Source organism: Bacillus cereus group sp. N31, from assembly GCF_016483245.1.
Taxonomy (GTDB): Bacteria; Bacillota; Bacilli; order Bacillales; family Bacillaceae_G; genus Bacillus_A; species Bacillus_A toyonensis.
On record NZ_JAEHCH010000050.1, the window covers coordinates 1 to 16,176 of the forward strand.

A 16,176-nucleotide genomic window follows, 5' to 3' on the forward strand; every position below is an offset into this window, starting at 1 on the left:
TAAGGCTTCTAACCGCAAGGACTGCGGGGTTAGCCTAATAAATTAGAGTTCGATAGAACTCTTTACTTAGGAATCCCCCACTTCTAAACGAAGTGAAAGTGGGGGTAGTTCAATTTCAAATCTTTACAGTAATCTCTTTTGTCATACTCAATGTAAGCTATGTGACCATCGGGGCGAATTAAAATTACATCCATATTTTTTAACTGAGAATCCTGTATTTCTCCTACAACCACCTTTATGTGCGAATTAATGTTCATTTTATCTATTTCTTCTTTATAAGACGGATGTATTAATAAAATATATTTACCATCTTGCATCAATTCAAAGAGTTTATAAGTTTTCTTATTTCGAGAAGAAATAGTAAGATTTATACATCTTTTCCCTGTAAATGGGTGCCTTTCTTTCGTATGCATAGAGGAATATATAACCCCTAAGCCACTTACTCTTTCAGCTAAATCTTGATTCACCTCTGGGTATGTGAGTAAATGCGAGAATAACTCTTTTAACTCTATACCTGCATTTGAAAAGTTTATCATTAATTGTTCTTGCGCTTGTACTTCCTTGAAAAATTGTTTTCCTACATCATGTCGTTCAATATGATAACTTCCTAATAGACTTTCATATTTTTTATGTTTTATAGCTAGTCCCAATTTCCATCCTAAATTAAAAGCATCTTGTAATCCTACATTCAAACCTTGTCCTCCAGCAGGGAAATGAATATGCGCTGCATCTCCTGCCAAGAATACACGCTTATGTTGATAAGTATTTGCTAGTTTGGTTGCATTTCCAAAACGAGAAAGCCATATTGAACTCTTAATTCGAATATGTTCACCTGTAATACTATAAATACTATCTATAAGCTCTTTTTCTGTGACAGCAACATGAACAGGTATTGTCTGATTCTTAGGATCTACAATTGCAAAACGAAATACATCACGTGCAATAGGTACCATCATTATTATCCCATTTATATTAGATGTAGATAAAAATGGGTTATCTGGTACATTTTCTAAAATGACATCACCCAATATAGCAGTAGTTGTTGTATCTGTTCCATTAAACGGTATATGTGATAACTCACGAACTACGCTTCTTGCTCCATCAGCGCCTACTACATATGGAACTTCTATTTTATATATTGTTTCTCTTTGCTCTATTTCTAGTTGTACAAATGTATCATACTGTTTTAAATTTTTTAAAGTATGACCACGTTTAATGTCTACACCTAATTCCAATGCACGCTCTTCTAATATTTCTTCTGTAATAGATTGGGGAATAAAAAGCGTATATGGAAAATCAGTATCTAAATTTTTAAAGTTTAATCTTGTATCTAGGGCAGCAAAATGGCTTGTATCTGATTTCTTCCCTCTAGATAAAAATCGATTTTCAATACCTCTCATAGCCATTAATTCTAAAGAGCGAGGGTGCAGTGTGAGTGCTCTAGAATTTCGAATCCGATTTAATCTTCTCTCTAAAACAACAACTTTTACGCCTTGAATAGCTAATTCACATGCTGTCATAAGTCCAACTGGACCACCGCCAACTACCGCGACATCATAATAATTTTCCATGTCATGCCCTCCATTTATTTACGTAATTAAAAGCTAATGCAAATTTAATTATAATATATTTTGGTTTCCAAGGAAACTAAAATGGGATGTCTTAGACTATTTCTTATATCAAACATCCGATATAGGGTCTAATTGGATTCAATATAAGAAAGATAACAGATCAATCTATTTCTAATCATTTAAAGGGAAGGGTATGTGATTGAGATGGATAATACATATAATGGAAAGATACATACTTAGATTAATTGAGACACCTAATTCATCACACGGTTGAACTAGTTGATTATATGGAATTTGCAAGAACTTATGAAGTTAATACAAAACTTATAAATGGACAAGGAACAATAATTTCTCAAGCAGGAAGTTTCATTTTGTGGAAAATAAAGTAAAATGATTATTTACGTTATAGAAGAAGTACTGTAATATATTGTTTATATTAAGAATTTTTCGTCTATTTCATTATTATTATTATAGGGGCTGTTTGATTGAATAATATGTCATTATTTCTTTATTCTGCAGGTTTTTTTTGGAGGTCATGTAAAAGTCATTTAATATTTTTAGTGTTTATTAGAGTTATAGAAGGTTTTATACCAGTTATTAACATTTTTCTTTTTGAGCGTTTAATAAACGAAGCAGCAAAATTTATAAATCATTCTGGTAACTTAGAACAAGTATTTGTATATTTAGCGTGTCAATTGGTTACTTTTCTACTTCAATATATTTTAGAACATCTTAGTATTATTAATGATAAATATATTAATCAAAAAATTGGTTTGCATATCAAAGAAATCACATTTAATAAAATGGAAAAGTTAGCATACATACATTTTGAAAATCCCGAATTTCAAAATAAACTTCAGATGATTAGTGGTATTGATCAGCGTATCGTAAATAATGTAGCAAGTTCTTCTAACTTGTTAAAAGAATGTATAACATTAATTTCTATATTAGTTTATTTAATAAATATCCACTGGGTATTGGTAGTTATATTATTTATTGGAATCATACCCTTATTTATTATTGAAATAAAAAATGGTTCATCTAAATATGAATTAATGAGGAATTTAACGCCAGTAAATAGAGAAATGTTTTACATATCTAACCTATTATATAGAAGAGAGAGTGTTAAAGAGCTACGTTTATTTCAGATAACAAGCTTTCTAATTAAAAAATGGCGTCAAAAATATCAAGAAAATAATCTGGAGGAGATAAATTTATTAAAGAAACAAACAATTTGGTTATTTGCTTCAGAAATTATACTTGTATTGGTATATGCGTTAACTAGTGCTTTTCTCCTATACTTAATGAAATTAGGAAGAGTGTTAGTAGGGTCATTAGTAGCAGTTTTACAAGCCATTCAAAACATCCAAGCCAGTCTAAGTAGTCTAATTAGATCTATATCAAATATTTATGAGAATTTATTATATGTTAAGGAGTTCTCATCTTTTATCTCTTTACCTGAAATTGATGACGTGGAAGATAAAGAAGAGATTCATGGTATTCAAGAAATAAGTGTTCAAAAATTAAATTTCACTTATCCTAATCAAGATATACGGATATTGGAAGGTATTAATTTAACGATTACACCTGGTAAAAAGATTGCAATTATTGGTGAAAATGGCTCAGGAAAGACCACTTTAATAAAATGTTTAACAGGTTTATATGAGACGGATTCATCTATGATACATGTGAACGGTATGCCTTTAAATAAGATAGATTTAAACAAATATTTCAAGAAAATTTCCGTTCTATTTCAAGATTTTAATCGCTTTGAATTTACGGTAAGAGAAAATATAGGTTTTGGAAATTTAGAGGAGTTAGCCAATACAGAAAAATTAAAAGAGGTAATAAAAAGGGTTGGATTAGAAAACCACATTAAAAGTCTACCTAATCAACATGATTCAAGATTGGGAAGGTTTTTCGATGGAGGAAATGAACTTTCAGGGGGGCAATGGCAAAAGATTGCGATAGCTAGATGTTTATTTAGGGAGTGTGATCTTATAGTATTGGATGAACCAACATCTGCTCTTGATCCAAAATCTGAAGTGGAGATTATGGAGGAGTTTTTTCGATATTCCAGTGATAAGGCTGTCATATTTATTACTCATCGCCTTGGGGCAGCGTGGTTGGCCGATGAAATTATTGTAATGGAACGAGGAAGAATTGCTGAACGAGGTACACATCAGGAACTCTTACATTTAGATGGTATATATAAAGAGCTATTCGTTTCTCAATCGAAATGGTATATGGAACATAAAGAACTGGTAAAAGGGCGTTTTTAAAAATTAAAAAAGGAGGAGTATGATGTCGATACTTTTAATGTTCATTTGTGTTTGGTTATTACTATTGTGCATTGTATTGAGGCAGATACATTTTTTAAAAAAGGAAATAGATTTACTTCCATTAATAGAGAGTGGGAATTTTAGCTATAAGGATAATAATCTTATGGGAGTAAATATGAAAAGATATTTCTTAGAAAAACATTTGAATTTTGAAGATATAACTATAATTGCATTTACGTCAATTACATGTCCTTTTTGTAAACAAGCATTAATAGAAATGATTGAGGAGAATAACGATAGCTATAAAATACCACTAATAAATATTGAAAAGGTATTTGAATTGTCAGGTGATAATAAAAAAAACACAGATTATAAAGGCTTTGTCAAGATACAGGAAAATGAGAGCTTTTTTACTTCCTTAGATATAGATACTTTTCCAACATTCACCCTAGTTGATAATAAAGGAACAATATTATATCAAAATTCGTATCATAAGGGAATTTTCTCACATTATGAAAAGATGAGAAATATTAAGGAGGATAAAGTTATTTAAAAATATGAGGTGAATAAAAATGATTTCTTTGTTTTTTATGATAAAAATTGGAATTGCGACTTTATTTATTAGTACAGGCATTGATAAAATTAAGAAATTTAATATCCATCAATTGATTATAAAAGAATATCAGATTATTCCTGAGAATCAAATTAGGTTATTTACTATTATAGAAATTTTTGCAGAATTATTTATAAGTATATGCTTGTTTATAGGGTTGTTTCATAGATTTACTCTAATTTGTGCAGTACTACTACTTCTTGTATACTCTGTTGCTATTTTAGTAAACTTACTTAGAGGAAGAAAGGAAATATCTTGTGGATGTGGCGGTGTATTAGGAAATCATAAATTATCATGGATGTTAGTTGTTAGGAATCTTTGTATTGGTGCTGTTTCGGTAATCTTATTAATGTATCCGGTATCATTAGGGAGCTTAGATCATTTATTAAAAACTAATCAATTTGTACTTGATATCTTTAATTTTCAGTATTTTACTTTAGTATTTACTAGTTGGATAATTATATTAATAGGAATAAATATGATACAACTATATAATATTTCTTTACGAATAGACCGTTTAACCAAAAATTGAGTTAGTTCAAATTATCAGGAGAGGACTTAAAAAATGAGTGAAAAATGGTATATCATTTCTAACATCACATTGTGGATTGTTGTTATCTTCCAAACTATATTAATCCTATATCTGGGTAGGCTAGTTGGACAATTTTTAAATCGTTTTCGGATTCGTGAAAATAAGCAAATAGAAGAAAAATCATTAGCAGTCGGACAAAAGGTACCGGTGTTTCAAAAGAACTCTATGGAAGGAAAAACACTAGTAGTACCATCAGATACATATGAATACACTTTACTTTTATTTGTAAGTAATACATGTTCTAGTTGCAAAGAACTATTTAAGAAGATGCCTGCTGTTATAAATAAATATGATATTAATTATATCTTTGTTTCTAGTGAAATATTAGATAGTAACATGATGCAAAGCAGTTCAAATGCACACTTTATAGTAAGTGCGGATATAGTTGAGGATTTCTTTGTCAATACCTCACCTTATATATTATTAATCGACAAGTTAGGTGAAATTAAGCATATTGCAGATTTATCAAATTTTGGTGAACTAATAATGAAACTAGATAGTATTTTAGAAAAAGAACTGGTTAATGTGTGATATAAACAAATCTAGCGATTTATTTCTGATTATTCAGAATGTTATTGACAGTTACAGGGAATGAATGTATTCTAAAGTTGTTGTTTTCAATTAAATGTAATAGGAGGGATAAAATGTTAAAAAGATTACTAGGTATAGCACCATTAAGACCTGTATGTTCTTGTACTGTCGAAAGGTATTCTTGCGAGGGTGGAAGAGAAGTATATCGCTACTATGATTGTACAGTAAATGAGTTATGTGAAACGATTCGTACAAAGTATCCGTGCTAATTTGTTAGATAATTATTTTTATATTTTTAATGAGAGGATGATTAAAATGTTAAAGAAAATATTAGGAATAAGTAATAAAGCAGGAGAATGTGCGTGTGTAAGGTCTCATTATGAGTGCGACAGCAGTGGACGCGTTTATGATGTATATATAAATTGTATTGGTCAGGTATGTAAGAGAGTTAGCACTCCGATGAGGTGTAATTAATATTTAGAAGTCTAAGGGGTCCGGCCACACATCCATCAACTTAAGGATTTGGACTGTTTTTTAAATTACAAGTGCGTTATATGATAAATTGTACTTTAGAAGACATATAGAGAGTAAAACTAAAGCATCCGGAGGGGTGCTTTTTTCATTGAGGATAGAAATTCCTTGTTAACCATTTTAATTACAGGAATAGTTATTGCCTAATATAGCTTTAATATATGTTTCTTACTTTACATATACGGCTTTATACTCGCTATCTACAGATACTATTAATCTAGGGTTTTAAAGGGAAATCGTCAAGGATTAGAAATTTACTATAGCATCAAAAATCCAAAGGTTGAAGAAATTATGGGGTTATTAGGTCCAATACAATAGTTTTTTATTACTATTAATCATCAATTTCACATAATTAAAGTAAAATAATCATATAACATATATCATATGGAAAAGATAGAACATTATTATAAAAACTTGCTACCTATAATGCTGCTTAATAAATGGAAAGACACCTTAAATTAAAGGTGTCTTTTTAATTGTATATTGATATTTTTATCAATTAGAACTACCTGAAAGATAAAAAATGTCTGGAACATCCAGAGGGATGCTTTTTTCTTTTGTGATAGAAAGGCCCTTGTTAACCATATTGTATATATAATAAAAAATTAAGGTGCGTGAATTTTTAAAATTTCTTAAGTTAAGTAAAATAGATGCTACGACTGTACTGTTATATTGAGAAACAGTACAGTCGTAGCACAATCAGAAATAAGTTTCAGAAACTCCTTTCTGATTGTTATTGGTATCTAACAATTGGAAACATAACAAGGTAATAGACCTTTTTCTTCTTAATATCTAAAAAATATAATGGTTAATTTAATAATAAAGTTATTAAATTTGTTCAGTAAAGTAAACAGCTGTTTTAGATAAGTTTAATTTGGTATTCTTGAAGCCAACTATTTACTTGAAGTAGATAATCAATTAAACCTCTAGCCTCATTACCAGTAATGATTTCATCTGTACCTAGTGCAATCGAACGGACTTTTTCTACGTTAATAAGAGGTAGAATAGGAGAGGTATTATCGTTTAATATGTCTAGCATCCATTCACTAATTCCTTGTAAATAGGCGTTATCTTTTGTACTTGGATATGCACTTTTTTTACGATAACATACATCTGTGGGAAGAACAGTCTGGAAAGCACGACGTAAAATTCCCTTTTCAATATTATCGATACTTTTTATTTCAAATGGTACATTCCAAAGATATTCAACAAGTCGATAGTCACAAAATGGAACACGCACTTCAAAACCTGTCATCATGCTAGTACGATCTTTTCTCTCTAACATAAAAGGTAGGAATCGTGTAATAAACATATAGGACATTTGACGTTGTTTTGTTTGTAAATCATTTTCTCCCTCTAAAAAAGGTATTTCATGTACAGCTTCTTGAAAACGTTGTTTTTGATAATCGATAGGATTTATTTTGGTTTTTAAGTCTTCAGATAAAATTTCAGTAATATAAGCATAGTTTACATTCCAAGGGAAAATATCTGCTTTTAAAAACTCTTCTTGATGGAACCAAGGATATCCAGAAAAAACTTCATCTGCTGATTCTCCTGAAAGGGCAACTGTAGCATCTTTTTTCATTTCTCTAAAGAGAAGATAAAGAGATGTTTCAAGTTCTCCAACACCTGGTAAGTCACGAGCCCTCATTGGAACTAATAAATTTTCAATGAGCTTTTCTGATCCTAATTCAAAAGAGTGGTGTTGTGTTCCAACATGCTCAGATACACGTTGTACCCAAGGTTCATCTCGATCGCGGCGAAGAAAATCTTCTTCGAAATCTCGTTCTTCATTTGTAAAAGTTAGAGAATAAGTATGAAGTGTCTTTCCGATTTGTTTGAATTCATCGCCTGCTAACCCAGTTAAACCACTGGAATCTAAGCCTCCAGATAACATAGTAACCACGGGTCTATCGGCAACTAATTGTCGTTTTACTGTATCCTCTAAAATAGATTGAATTGTATTAACTGTAGTATTTATATTATCTGTATGTGGTTTGCTTTTTAGTTTCCAGTATTGCTTGCTTTCAGTTTTATTAGAAGTAAACAGAATGTAGTGTCCCCCGCGTACTTCATGTATATCTTTAAATACTGCATGGCCAGGTGTTCGCATTGGCCCAAGACAAAAGATTTCGGAAAGTCCTTCTGTATCCACCTCTGCTTGTACATTTGGATGAGAAAGTAATACTTTTATTTCAGATCCGAAAATAACCGAATTATCACGTTGTGCAAAAAAGAGTGGTTTCACCCCTAAGTGATCACGAGCTAACATGAGTCGTTGCAATTTCTCATCCCAAATACCAAAGGCGAAGATCCCATTAAGATGTTGTACACAATCCTCTTTCCATTCTAGATATGCGTGTAATAATACCTCAGTATCTGATTTTGTTTGAAATACATGGCCTAAATGCTCTAATTCAATACGTAGCTCTTGGTAGTTATAAATTTCTCCATTAAATGTTAATGAGACAGTTGTCTCCCCATCTTTATACAACATGGGTTGTAGACCACCTTCAGGGTCAATTACAATAAGGCGACGGTGACCAAAAGCCGCATGTTCAGAGAACCAAAATCCTTCTGCATCTGGTCCACGATGTATAATAGAATTTGTCATATTCTTTAAAGTTTCTTTTTGTTTAGAAAGGTCCATTGACCAATCAACCCATCCCGCTATTCCGCACATATATAGTACCTACTTTCCATTTGATTAGTAAACATCTTTAGTATTCTTATAAATTTTTTGGACAGTAAAGAGTTTTTAATTATATTCATAATGCTTATTAAATAATGCATATCCTGAATCTACCATAACAACACTACCATTAACTGCACTTGCTTTCTCTAATGATAATAAATAAACAAAACCAGCAATTTGCTTGGAGGTTATTAACTGATTTCCAATTATTTTTCCGTCCATTCTATGAATTTCCCCGCTATCTAATATGTGTATCAACAACTTCTGGTGTAATTGCAAATATTCGTATTCCATAATCAGTTAACTCTAAAGTAGCTGATTTTGTCATCATAATAACAGCACCCTCTGAAGCGTGGTAAGCATAAGTACTTGTTGATACTAGAAAACCAAAAACAGAGGCCGTGTTGATTGATATTAATGATACGATGGTAATCATTCAAGTCTTAGTCTAAAACAGGAGTGGGATAGCCAATAACGGCATTGTTAAACATAATGTCAATTCCCCCAAAAGTTTGAACAGTTTTTTCTATCAATAATTCAACTTCTATAAACTTTGAAACTTCTGTTTTCACAAAAATTGCTTCACCATCATTTTCATGAATGGCTATAGCGGTTGCATTACCTAGCTCCGCATTAAAATCAGCTATTACAACTTGATCCCCTTTTTGAGAAAACTTTAATGTAGTTCCTTTACCAATTTCTCTGGCTCCACCTGTGATAACAGCGACTCTTATCGGGTTTAGTGTTATCCAACTCCTTTATCTTTATATAATGAATGTTAAATGTGTTTATACAAAATTGTTATTAATTGAAAGATTAATAACAACTATCTGTATTGTAACTCTATTTATAATTCATTAAAATTTAGATATATTTACTAATAATTAAGTAAATCTTAATAAAGGGAGTATTAAGATGAATTTTGAACAAATGGAGTATATCGTAGCGGTAGCGAATACTGGATCATTTACTAAGGCTGCACTCCAGTCTCACGTTACTTTATCAGCAATTAGTCAATCTATTTCTTTGTTAGAAAATGAGCTGGGAGTAAAACTTTTCGCACGTTCACGGGGGTTGGGGGCAGTTCCCACTTCTGAGGGGAAATCAATTATAAAAAGAGCTAGTGGTATTCTATTACAAGTAAAAGAATTGAAAGAAGAAGCGCAAATCTACAATCATACTTTAAACGGGGAGTTAAGAATTGCGACAATCCCTGGGCCTATGCATGTACTAATAAATATTATTTCGAAATTCAAAAAGGAGCATCCTTATGTAAATATAAAGGTTTATGAAAAGGATCATAAAAAAATACTAGAAGACCTTCAACAAGATGAGATTGATATTGGATTTATCGCATCTTCAGAGAAGTTTAGAGAGAGGAACAATAATTTTACATTTAATAAAATAATTGACGCTAAAATAGTTGTAGGAGTTAATAAAAATTCTTCACTTGCATTAGAGAAAATCCTTGTACCAGAACAGTTAGTAAATCAGGCTTTGGTTTTATATGATGATGAATACATTCGAGACAGCATTAAAAAATTATTTTCAAAGCATGGGAATGTGGATATATTATTCATCTCTAATAATACGCAAGCAATAGAAAATGCAGTGAAGCAAGAACTAGCTATTACAATTGGATTGGATTATTCATTCAAACATAATCTATTAAATAATCAAAAAGAAATAGTTTCCATTGAATTAGATGTACCTAACCTTGAGCCTCTTTCTTATGGATGGCTTCTTTGTAACGACAAGCAACCTTCAAACATACTAGTGAGGTTTATTAATAAGCTTCAGTTTGAGTAGAAGATTAGTTTAAATTGCTTAGTAGACGGTATAAATGAACTTTATTAAAAATTAAGCTATTATTATCTGAGGTCCCTCCACATCGCCATCAAGATCGAGAAACTATTTTTAAAGTTGAGCCAATGGAATACAAAGACGGTTAATATCCGTTTTGTTAATTTTTGTAAATGATTATAGATAATACATTCAACTATTTTGAGTAATATTGTTAAAACAATTAATAATCTAAAAATAAAGGGGTCATATATTAAGATTATAAAAATCCGATATCCTTTAACTTTTAATTATGCCAGTAAAGGGCTAGAGATTAACTATTGAAATAGCTAGTCTCTAGCTTTTTTATTAGTGGAGAGAAAAGGGTGTGGCAAAGTGAAAAATTATTAATTATTTTTCACTCTAACAGAGACACATTAAAAATGTATCTCTTTATTTTAGAACCTACCTTAATCATTTATTCCATGATAAAAGTGGGAATGTTCAACATTTATCCTCAGAAGACTCTTTAATTCCTTTAAATTTGTCAGACATTTAAAAACCTCCGTTTAAAAAATAAAATACTAAATTACTTTTAAAAAATAAAACATGTGCTTTATTCCACTTACTTCTTTTTATCATAAAAAAATAAAAATAGAGGCTATTAGATTAGGCTTTTTAGTGGCTCCATTAAAGCGCCCGACGGCAGTATAAAGTTTCTAAAAGTGCAACCCCAACATGTAAATAATTCACAATCACTGTCACTCCATGCTTTGTTAATAATGCCCAATATTTCAATTTATCTAATAACACCAATAATTAATAACAACACTAATAAAAAAATGCATATAGTTCCAATTGAAGCTAAAACATTAAGGATTTTATTTACTTTTGGGGTCCTGCCAAATCTCTATCAAGCTATACTTTTAAAATAGGAAATTTCTTATATAGAAGTTTCCTATTTCTTTATAAAATCTTTAATTTATCTTTCTTTTAATTTAAATAATCTACTTTAAACTCAAGGTGAGTTAAGAAAAAAGGGATGACAAATAATTTATTAAATAGATTAGGCAATGTGAACGAAACATTGCTTAAACATAGATTTATTAGGCTTATTAAATTTTCGGAGGTAAAAAAATGTGACATAAAGTATTCGTGTGGCATGGTAGTAAATCTGCTGAACATGAGGTTTCCTTAGAATCAGCCTTAAATGTATTAAATGAATTAAATAAAAATCAGTATGATGTATATATTACACGAGAAGGAAAGTGGAGCAAAACAAGATGGTAAAAGGATGATTTTTGTTGTAATGGGGACTAGTAATTATTCTCATATGGATTTGATAAATTTTATATACATTTTCTTTAATAGGATACCACCATATGCGATGCACACTGATTTAATTTTTTTGTAAATGTGGAACAAATGTATTACTTAGATTGTCTATTAAGTGTAATCCTTAAAAACATGAAATTACGGACTATTTCGAAAGAAGCAAAGGTATTAAAAATAGGGATGTGTGTGGAAATGCAGAGTGTTAGTCTTACAAGTGTAAAACTTTTACAGGTGAACCATTGTAGGTAAACGCAAAAAAGCTGAGAAAACAAAACTTGCAAATCATACAATTCATTGAGAATTCGCTCAATTCAAGAAAAAGTTTGACGCTAGACTGGGTACCTATACTATTGATACCGTACAAATCGGTAAGCGGCTGTCCGATTTAATGAGCACTTTCGCCTATATAGTTTTGGCTACAGGAGTAGTACTAAAGTAAAACTTAATTGACAAACTTGATGAATTTATACCCTTTACGAAAGATGACTTAGTTGAATATTCACTAATCATAAAAAAAATGTGGATATCGGTATGACTCTTCAAGAATTTGCAGGGGCTACTAATCGTTAGTGTGATAAAACTGCAGGGAGACTAACTGATTCGTGTTAGCGCCTAAGATGGTCTATTTAAAAATGATTCTAATGTCTTATATGTATATAGGATTTGATAACACTGTCTATTTTTTGGCGGATTATGTTAGAATAACGTTTTTTGATTACATGATATTGGAGGTAACAGAAGTGAGAGGTATGTTTTGCAAGAGATTCTTTGCAATAGTAACAGTGCTTACACTATTTTGTAGCATGTTTGTTACATATGGAAGTGTATCAGCAGAAACAGGATCTGCATTAAATATTGAAGCAGGTGCAGCAATATTAGTAGAAGCAGATTCCGGGAAAATTTTGTATCAAAAAAATGCGGATGAACTATTAGCAATTGCTAGTATGACAAAAATGATGAGTGAGTACTTAGTTAGTGAAGCTATAGCTAAAGGGAAACTTAAGTGGAATCAGAAAATTAAAGTTTCTAAATACGCACACGAAGTTTCACAAGATCGCTCATTATCAAATGTGCCCCTAGAAAACGGTGGTTATTATACGGTAAGAGAACTATACGAGGCAATGGCAATTTGCTCTGCCAATGGTGCGACAATTGCTTTAGCTGAAGCAATTGCTGGAAAAGAAGTCGATTTCGTAAAAATGATGAACGATAAGTCGAAAGAATTTGGATTGAAAAATTATAAATTTGTAAACTCTACAGGCTTAACAAACTTTGATTTAAAAGGACAGCATCCTGAAGGGTCAACTCCAGATGACAAAAATAAAATGTCTGCAAGAGATTGTGCGGTTTTAGCACAACGTTTGATTCAAGATTTCCCGCAAATATTAGAAACAGCAAAAATCCCGAAAAAAACATTCCAAAAGGGCGGCAAGTATCCAATTGATATGGCGAACTCGAACTGGATGTTAAAAGGTTTAATTAAGCAATACGAAGGTGTAGATGGCTTGAAAACAGGAACAACTCCAGAAGCCGGGGACTGTTTCACTGGCACAGTAGAAAGAAACGGTATGCGTCTTATCTCTGTAGTGATTAAAACAAAATCTCATACAGCACGTTTTGATGAAACAAAGAAATTATATGATTATGGATTTGCGAATTTTGAAGTGAAGAAGACCTATGAAAAAGATTCAGCAGTAAAAGGGCATGAAACAGTGCGGATAGAAAATGCAAAAGATAAAGATGTAGCAGTTCAAACGAAACAAGCTGTTTCACTTCCGATGCCAAAGGGCAGCATAGACGTTTATAAAAAAGAATTTAAAGTATCGAATAAAGAACAAGAAGCGCCTATTAAAAAAGGTGTAACAATTAGCCAAATGATTATAGTGCCTAATGATAGTACAGATCCTGGATTCTTATCAGGTAAATCATTACAAGTAGACCTTGTAACAAAATCTGAAGTAGAACAAGCTAATTGGTTTACACGTTTTATGCGCGGAATCGGTTCTTTCTTTAGCGGTAAATAAAGACAAATCTTGTTTTTAATGCATATTCATAAGAAGCACGTCACCCTCTCTCGTTAATGTAGGAAAATGGTAAAATGCCCATCAACTTAAGAACAGAAACAAAATGAACTTTCGTTCAAACAAACTACAACAATCTTAAAACACTTTTTATTCTTAAAAATGAACATACCAAATAAACCTAAATAGGTATCATTTTTAAAGATTATGCAGCCTTCTTTTGTTTTCTAAGTCCACTATACTCATAGACAACACCTACGAATATCCAAGACTGCTTTCTTCTCATATCGATGAGATTCCCCCCGATTTTTTTGTAGTAGGTGGAATAGAAGGATTAGAATTTCTGTTAAATCAAGGGTTACATCCTTAGCGTACAGAGCACACAAAATGTTGATGCTATCCATTCATATAGTTTATTGATATTTACTTGTAGGAATGAAAAAATTGGAATATATTTAAATGTGAATAGAAGTATTATAGAGAAATGCTATTAAAGAAAGGAATTTCATAGAATGGGAAATATATTAAATGTAAAAAGAATAATAGTCACAATAGTGGCTGTTATTGTAATCGCAATTGGGTATTTTATGTTTCAATCAATTACTTCACCAGCTAGAGCAGTAGCCAGCCAAGTAAATGCAGTACACCTTGCAGGTGAACAGTCGAAAGTGGAGAGAAATAAGGTTGCACCAGTTCAATTTAATGGTCAAGTGAGGAAAATTGCTTATCTTACATTTGATGATGGACCAGGAAAATATACTTCTGAATTGTTAAATATCTTAAAACAAAATGATACGAAAGCAACTTTTTTCTTAATTGGTGCAAATGTAAAGCAGTATCCTGATTTAGTAAAACGTGAAAAAGCAGAAGGGCACTATGTTGGTATGCATAGTATGACACACAATTCCAAGAAGTTATATACAAATGGCGAGTATGTCAATGAAATGAAAGAAAATCAGGGGTTAATAGCAAATATTATTGGTGAATCGCCAAAACTAACACGTCCTCCCTATGGTTCTTCGCCTGGATTAAATGAGGCACTTCGTAATAAGGTTGTAGAAAGTGGTTTAAGAGTTTGGGATTGGACGATAGATACTTCAGACTGGAGATATGGTAACATGCCAGTGGATGCTGCAGCGGCAAAAATTGCTGAAAGTGTAATTACAGGTGCAACAAAGCCCAAAGAAGTTATTTTAATGCATGATATTCATCCACAATCTGTTGCAGCAATACCAGCAATAATAGAAGGATTAAAAGCAAAAGGTTATGAATTTGAAGCATATCATGAAGAAGAGCACTTTGCATTAAACTTTTGGCATGATAAGCGTATATAGCATGGGAAGAAATGAAGCTGACTTATAAAAAAGAGTTCTGTTGCATATATTTCAAAAACACTTGTAAAATTCGATTTTTCTTGCAAGTTTTTTTGAAAAGGCAGGTGTAATTTCTCTTTATAATTCCTTGTCAAATGATTGTAATTCATCTTTAATTATGGTATTCATAAAAAACGTTATTCTTTCTAATCTAGCTTATTTAGAAAGAATAACGTTTTTTGGTACTTAGGCGTAAGTTAATATCCTTAAGTTGATGGATGTGTGACGTTACCCCTTGTAAGTATTCAGCTACGCTATATTCAGGAGGAAAGGTTATAAATTCATCTTCCACATTATCTCATGAAGATCGTTATTTACCGAATGATTGGGTGGTAACAGCAAATCCGAAACAAAAAATAAAGATGACAATACATAGGAAAAATTAAATCCCAAAACATTCGATAAATTTGATACAAATATTACTTCAGATTAAGTAGACATAAAGGACAAAATATGAAATAAATGTTTTTATATACCAATTAATTCGAATTATATATTTTTTACATAATAAAGTTACATTCTAAGTGAAATATATAACATTTAATCTAAACTCTTATTCTTTATCTTATTCTTTATCTTATTCTTTATCTTTTCCTATTCTTCCTAGACTATCTTTAATAGTTGTTTCTCCAAGTTGAGTGTATAACAAAGCTGTATCTTGACTAGTATGCCCAAGTTGCTGCATGACTTGTAATGAGTCTTTTTCTTCCATATATAATTTATTTGCCAATGTATGTCTTAATTTATGAGGAGACATTTTTTTGCCATAGGCTTTAGTATATTTTTCTACTATATCTTGGATAGCCCTAACGGAAAGTGGCTGTGCAGTATGTTTATACTTTGATAAAAA

The 16,176-nt window shown here is 31.2% G+C and carries 12 protein-coding genes and 3 pseudogenes; 11 read left to right on the top strand and 4 right to left on the bottom strand.

The features are described from left to right. Positions 1-83: 83 nt before the first annotated feature. Positions 84-1,571, bottom strand: coding sequence for an FAD-dependent oxidoreductase (locus JDS81_RS29155; RefSeq protein WP_097955287.1), 1,488 nt, complete (start codon positions 1,569-1,571; stop codon positions 84-86). A 494-nt stretch (positions 1,572-2,065) separates the two neighbouring features. Between JDS81_RS29155 and JDS81_RS29160 the strand changes: the two genes are divergently transcribed. The 6 genes and pseudogenes from JDS81_RS29160 to JDS81_RS29185 form a co-directional block, all read left to right on the top strand. Next, positions 2,066-3,853 (top strand): ABC transporter ATP-binding protein, encoded by a 1,788-nt coding sequence (locus JDS81_RS29160; protein WP_255569983.1) that lies wholly within the window; start codon positions 2,066-2,068, stop codon positions 3,851-3,853. A gap of 22 nt (positions 3,854-3,875) precedes the next feature. Next, positions 3,876-4,406, top strand: coding sequence for a thioredoxin fold domain-containing protein (locus JDS81_RS29165; protein WP_097955290.1), 531 nt, complete (start codon positions 3,876-3,878; stop codon positions 4,404-4,406). Between the two features lie 19 nt (positions 4,407-4,425). Next, positions 4,426-4,998 (top strand): MauE/DoxX family redox-associated membrane protein, encoded by a 573-nt coding sequence (locus JDS81_RS29170; protein ID WP_097955291.1) that lies wholly within the window; start codon positions 4,426-4,428, stop codon positions 4,996-4,998. A 33-nt stretch (positions 4,999-5,031) separates the two neighbouring features. Continuing rightward, on the top strand, positions 5,032-5,589 hold the full coding sequence (locus JDS81_RS29175) for a TlpA family protein disulfide reductase (RefSeq protein ID WP_097955293.1): 558 nt from the start codon (positions 5,032-5,034) through the stop codon (positions 5,587-5,589). A 113-nt stretch (positions 5,590-5,702) separates the two neighbouring features. Further along, positions 5,703-5,858 carry a hypothetical protein gene (locus JDS81_RS29180; RefSeq protein ID WP_000919787.1) on the top strand — a complete coding sequence of 52 codons (156 nt, stop codon included), beginning with the start codon at positions 5,703-5,705 and terminating at the stop codon, positions 5,856-5,858. A 481-nt stretch (positions 5,859-6,339) separates the two neighbouring features. After that, a pseudogene (locus tag JDS81_RS29185) lies at positions 6,340-6,438 on the top strand (transcriptional regulator); the annotation flags it as partial. A gap of 541 nt (positions 6,439-6,979) precedes the next feature. Here JDS81_RS29185 and asnB read toward each other — a convergent pair. Next, positions 6,980-8,803 carry an asparagine synthase (glutamine-hydrolyzing) gene (asnB, locus tag JDS81_RS29190; RefSeq protein ID WP_097955294.1) on the bottom strand — a complete coding sequence of 608 codons (1,824 nt, stop codon included), beginning with the start codon at positions 8,801-8,803 and terminating at the stop codon, positions 6,980-6,982. Positions 8,804-8,878: 75 nt separating this feature from the next. Continuing rightward, a pseudogene (locus tag JDS81_RS30810) lies at positions 8,879-9,549 on the bottom strand (SDR family NAD(P)-dependent oxidoreductase). 181 nt (positions 9,550-9,730) lie between these two features. Between JDS81_RS30810 and JDS81_RS29200 the strand changes: the two are divergent. From JDS81_RS29200 to JDS81_RS30665, 5 genes and pseudogenes are all read left to right on the top strand, one after another. Further along, complete coding sequence (locus JDS81_RS29200) at positions 9,731-10,624, top strand: LysR family transcriptional regulator (protein WP_097881808.1); 894 nt, start codon at positions 9,731-9,733, stop codon at positions 10,622-10,624. A 1,128-nt stretch (positions 10,625-11,752) separates the two neighbouring features. Next, positions 11,753-11,887 carry a hypothetical protein gene (locus JDS81_RS30815; protein WP_252199196.1) on the top strand — a complete coding sequence of 45 codons (135 nt, stop codon included), beginning with the start codon at positions 11,753-11,755 and terminating at the stop codon, positions 11,885-11,887. Between the two features lie 785 nt (positions 11,888-12,672). Then, positions 12,673-13,956 (top strand): D-alanyl-D-alanine carboxypeptidase family protein, encoded by a 1,284-nt coding sequence (locus tag JDS81_RS29210; protein ID WP_097955296.1) that lies wholly within the window; start codon positions 12,673-12,675, stop codon positions 13,954-13,956. Between the two features lie 509 nt (positions 13,957-14,465). After that, positions 14,466-15,287, top strand: coding sequence for a peptidoglycan-N-acetylglucosamine deacetylase (locus JDS81_RS29220; RefSeq protein WP_097955297.1), 822 nt, complete (start codon positions 14,466-14,468; stop codon positions 15,285-15,287). 284 nt (positions 15,288-15,571) lie between these two features. After that, positions 15,572-15,759 (top strand): annotated as a pseudogene (locus tag JDS81_RS30665) (phosphodiester glycosidase family protein); the annotation flags it as partial. Between the two features lie 144 nt (positions 15,760-15,903). Here JDS81_RS30665 and JDS81_RS29225 read toward each other — a convergent pair. Beyond that, positions 15,904-16,176, bottom strand: a 273-nt coding sequence (locus JDS81_RS29225; RefSeq protein ID WP_199688671.1) for a tyrosine-type recombinase/integrase, incomplete at its 5' end; no start/stop codon positions are given.

Excerpts from the sequence above, each read along its gene's own strand:
- JDS81_RS29170 (WP_097955291.1), top strand. The coding sequence starts at position 4,426 with ATGATTTCTTTGTTTTTTATGATAAAAATTGGAATTGCGACTTTATTT.
- JDS81_RS29165 (WP_097955290.1), top strand. The coding sequence starts at position 3,876 with ATGTCGATACTTTTAATGTTCATTTGTGTTTGGTTATTACTATTGTGC.
- JDS81_RS29155 (WP_097955287.1), bottom strand. The coding sequence starts at position 1,571 with ATGGAAAATTATTATGATGTCGCGGTAGTTGGCGGTGGTCCAGTTGGA.
- JDS81_RS29220 (WP_097955297.1), top strand. The coding sequence starts at position 14,466 with ATGGGAAATATATTAAATGTAAAAAGAATAATAGTCACAATAGTGGCT.
- asnB (WP_097955294.1), bottom strand. The coding sequence starts at position 8,803 with ATGTGCGGAATAGCGGGATGGGTTGATTGGTCAATGGACCTTTCTAAA.
- JDS81_RS29200 (WP_097881808.1), top strand. The coding sequence starts at position 9,731 with ATGAATTTTGAACAAATGGAGTATATCGTAGCGGTAGCGAATACTGGA.
- JDS81_RS29175 (WP_097955293.1), top strand. The coding sequence starts at position 5,032 with ATGAGTGAAAAATGGTATATCATTTCTAACATCACATTGTGGATTGTT.
- JDS81_RS29160 (WP_255569983.1), top strand. The coding sequence starts at position 2,066 with ATGTCATTATTTCTTTATTCTGCAGGTTTTTTTTGGAGGTCATGTAAA.
- JDS81_RS29180 (WP_000919787.1), top strand. The coding sequence starts at position 5,703 with ATGTTAAAAAGATTACTAGGTATAGCACCATTAAGACCTGTATGTTCT.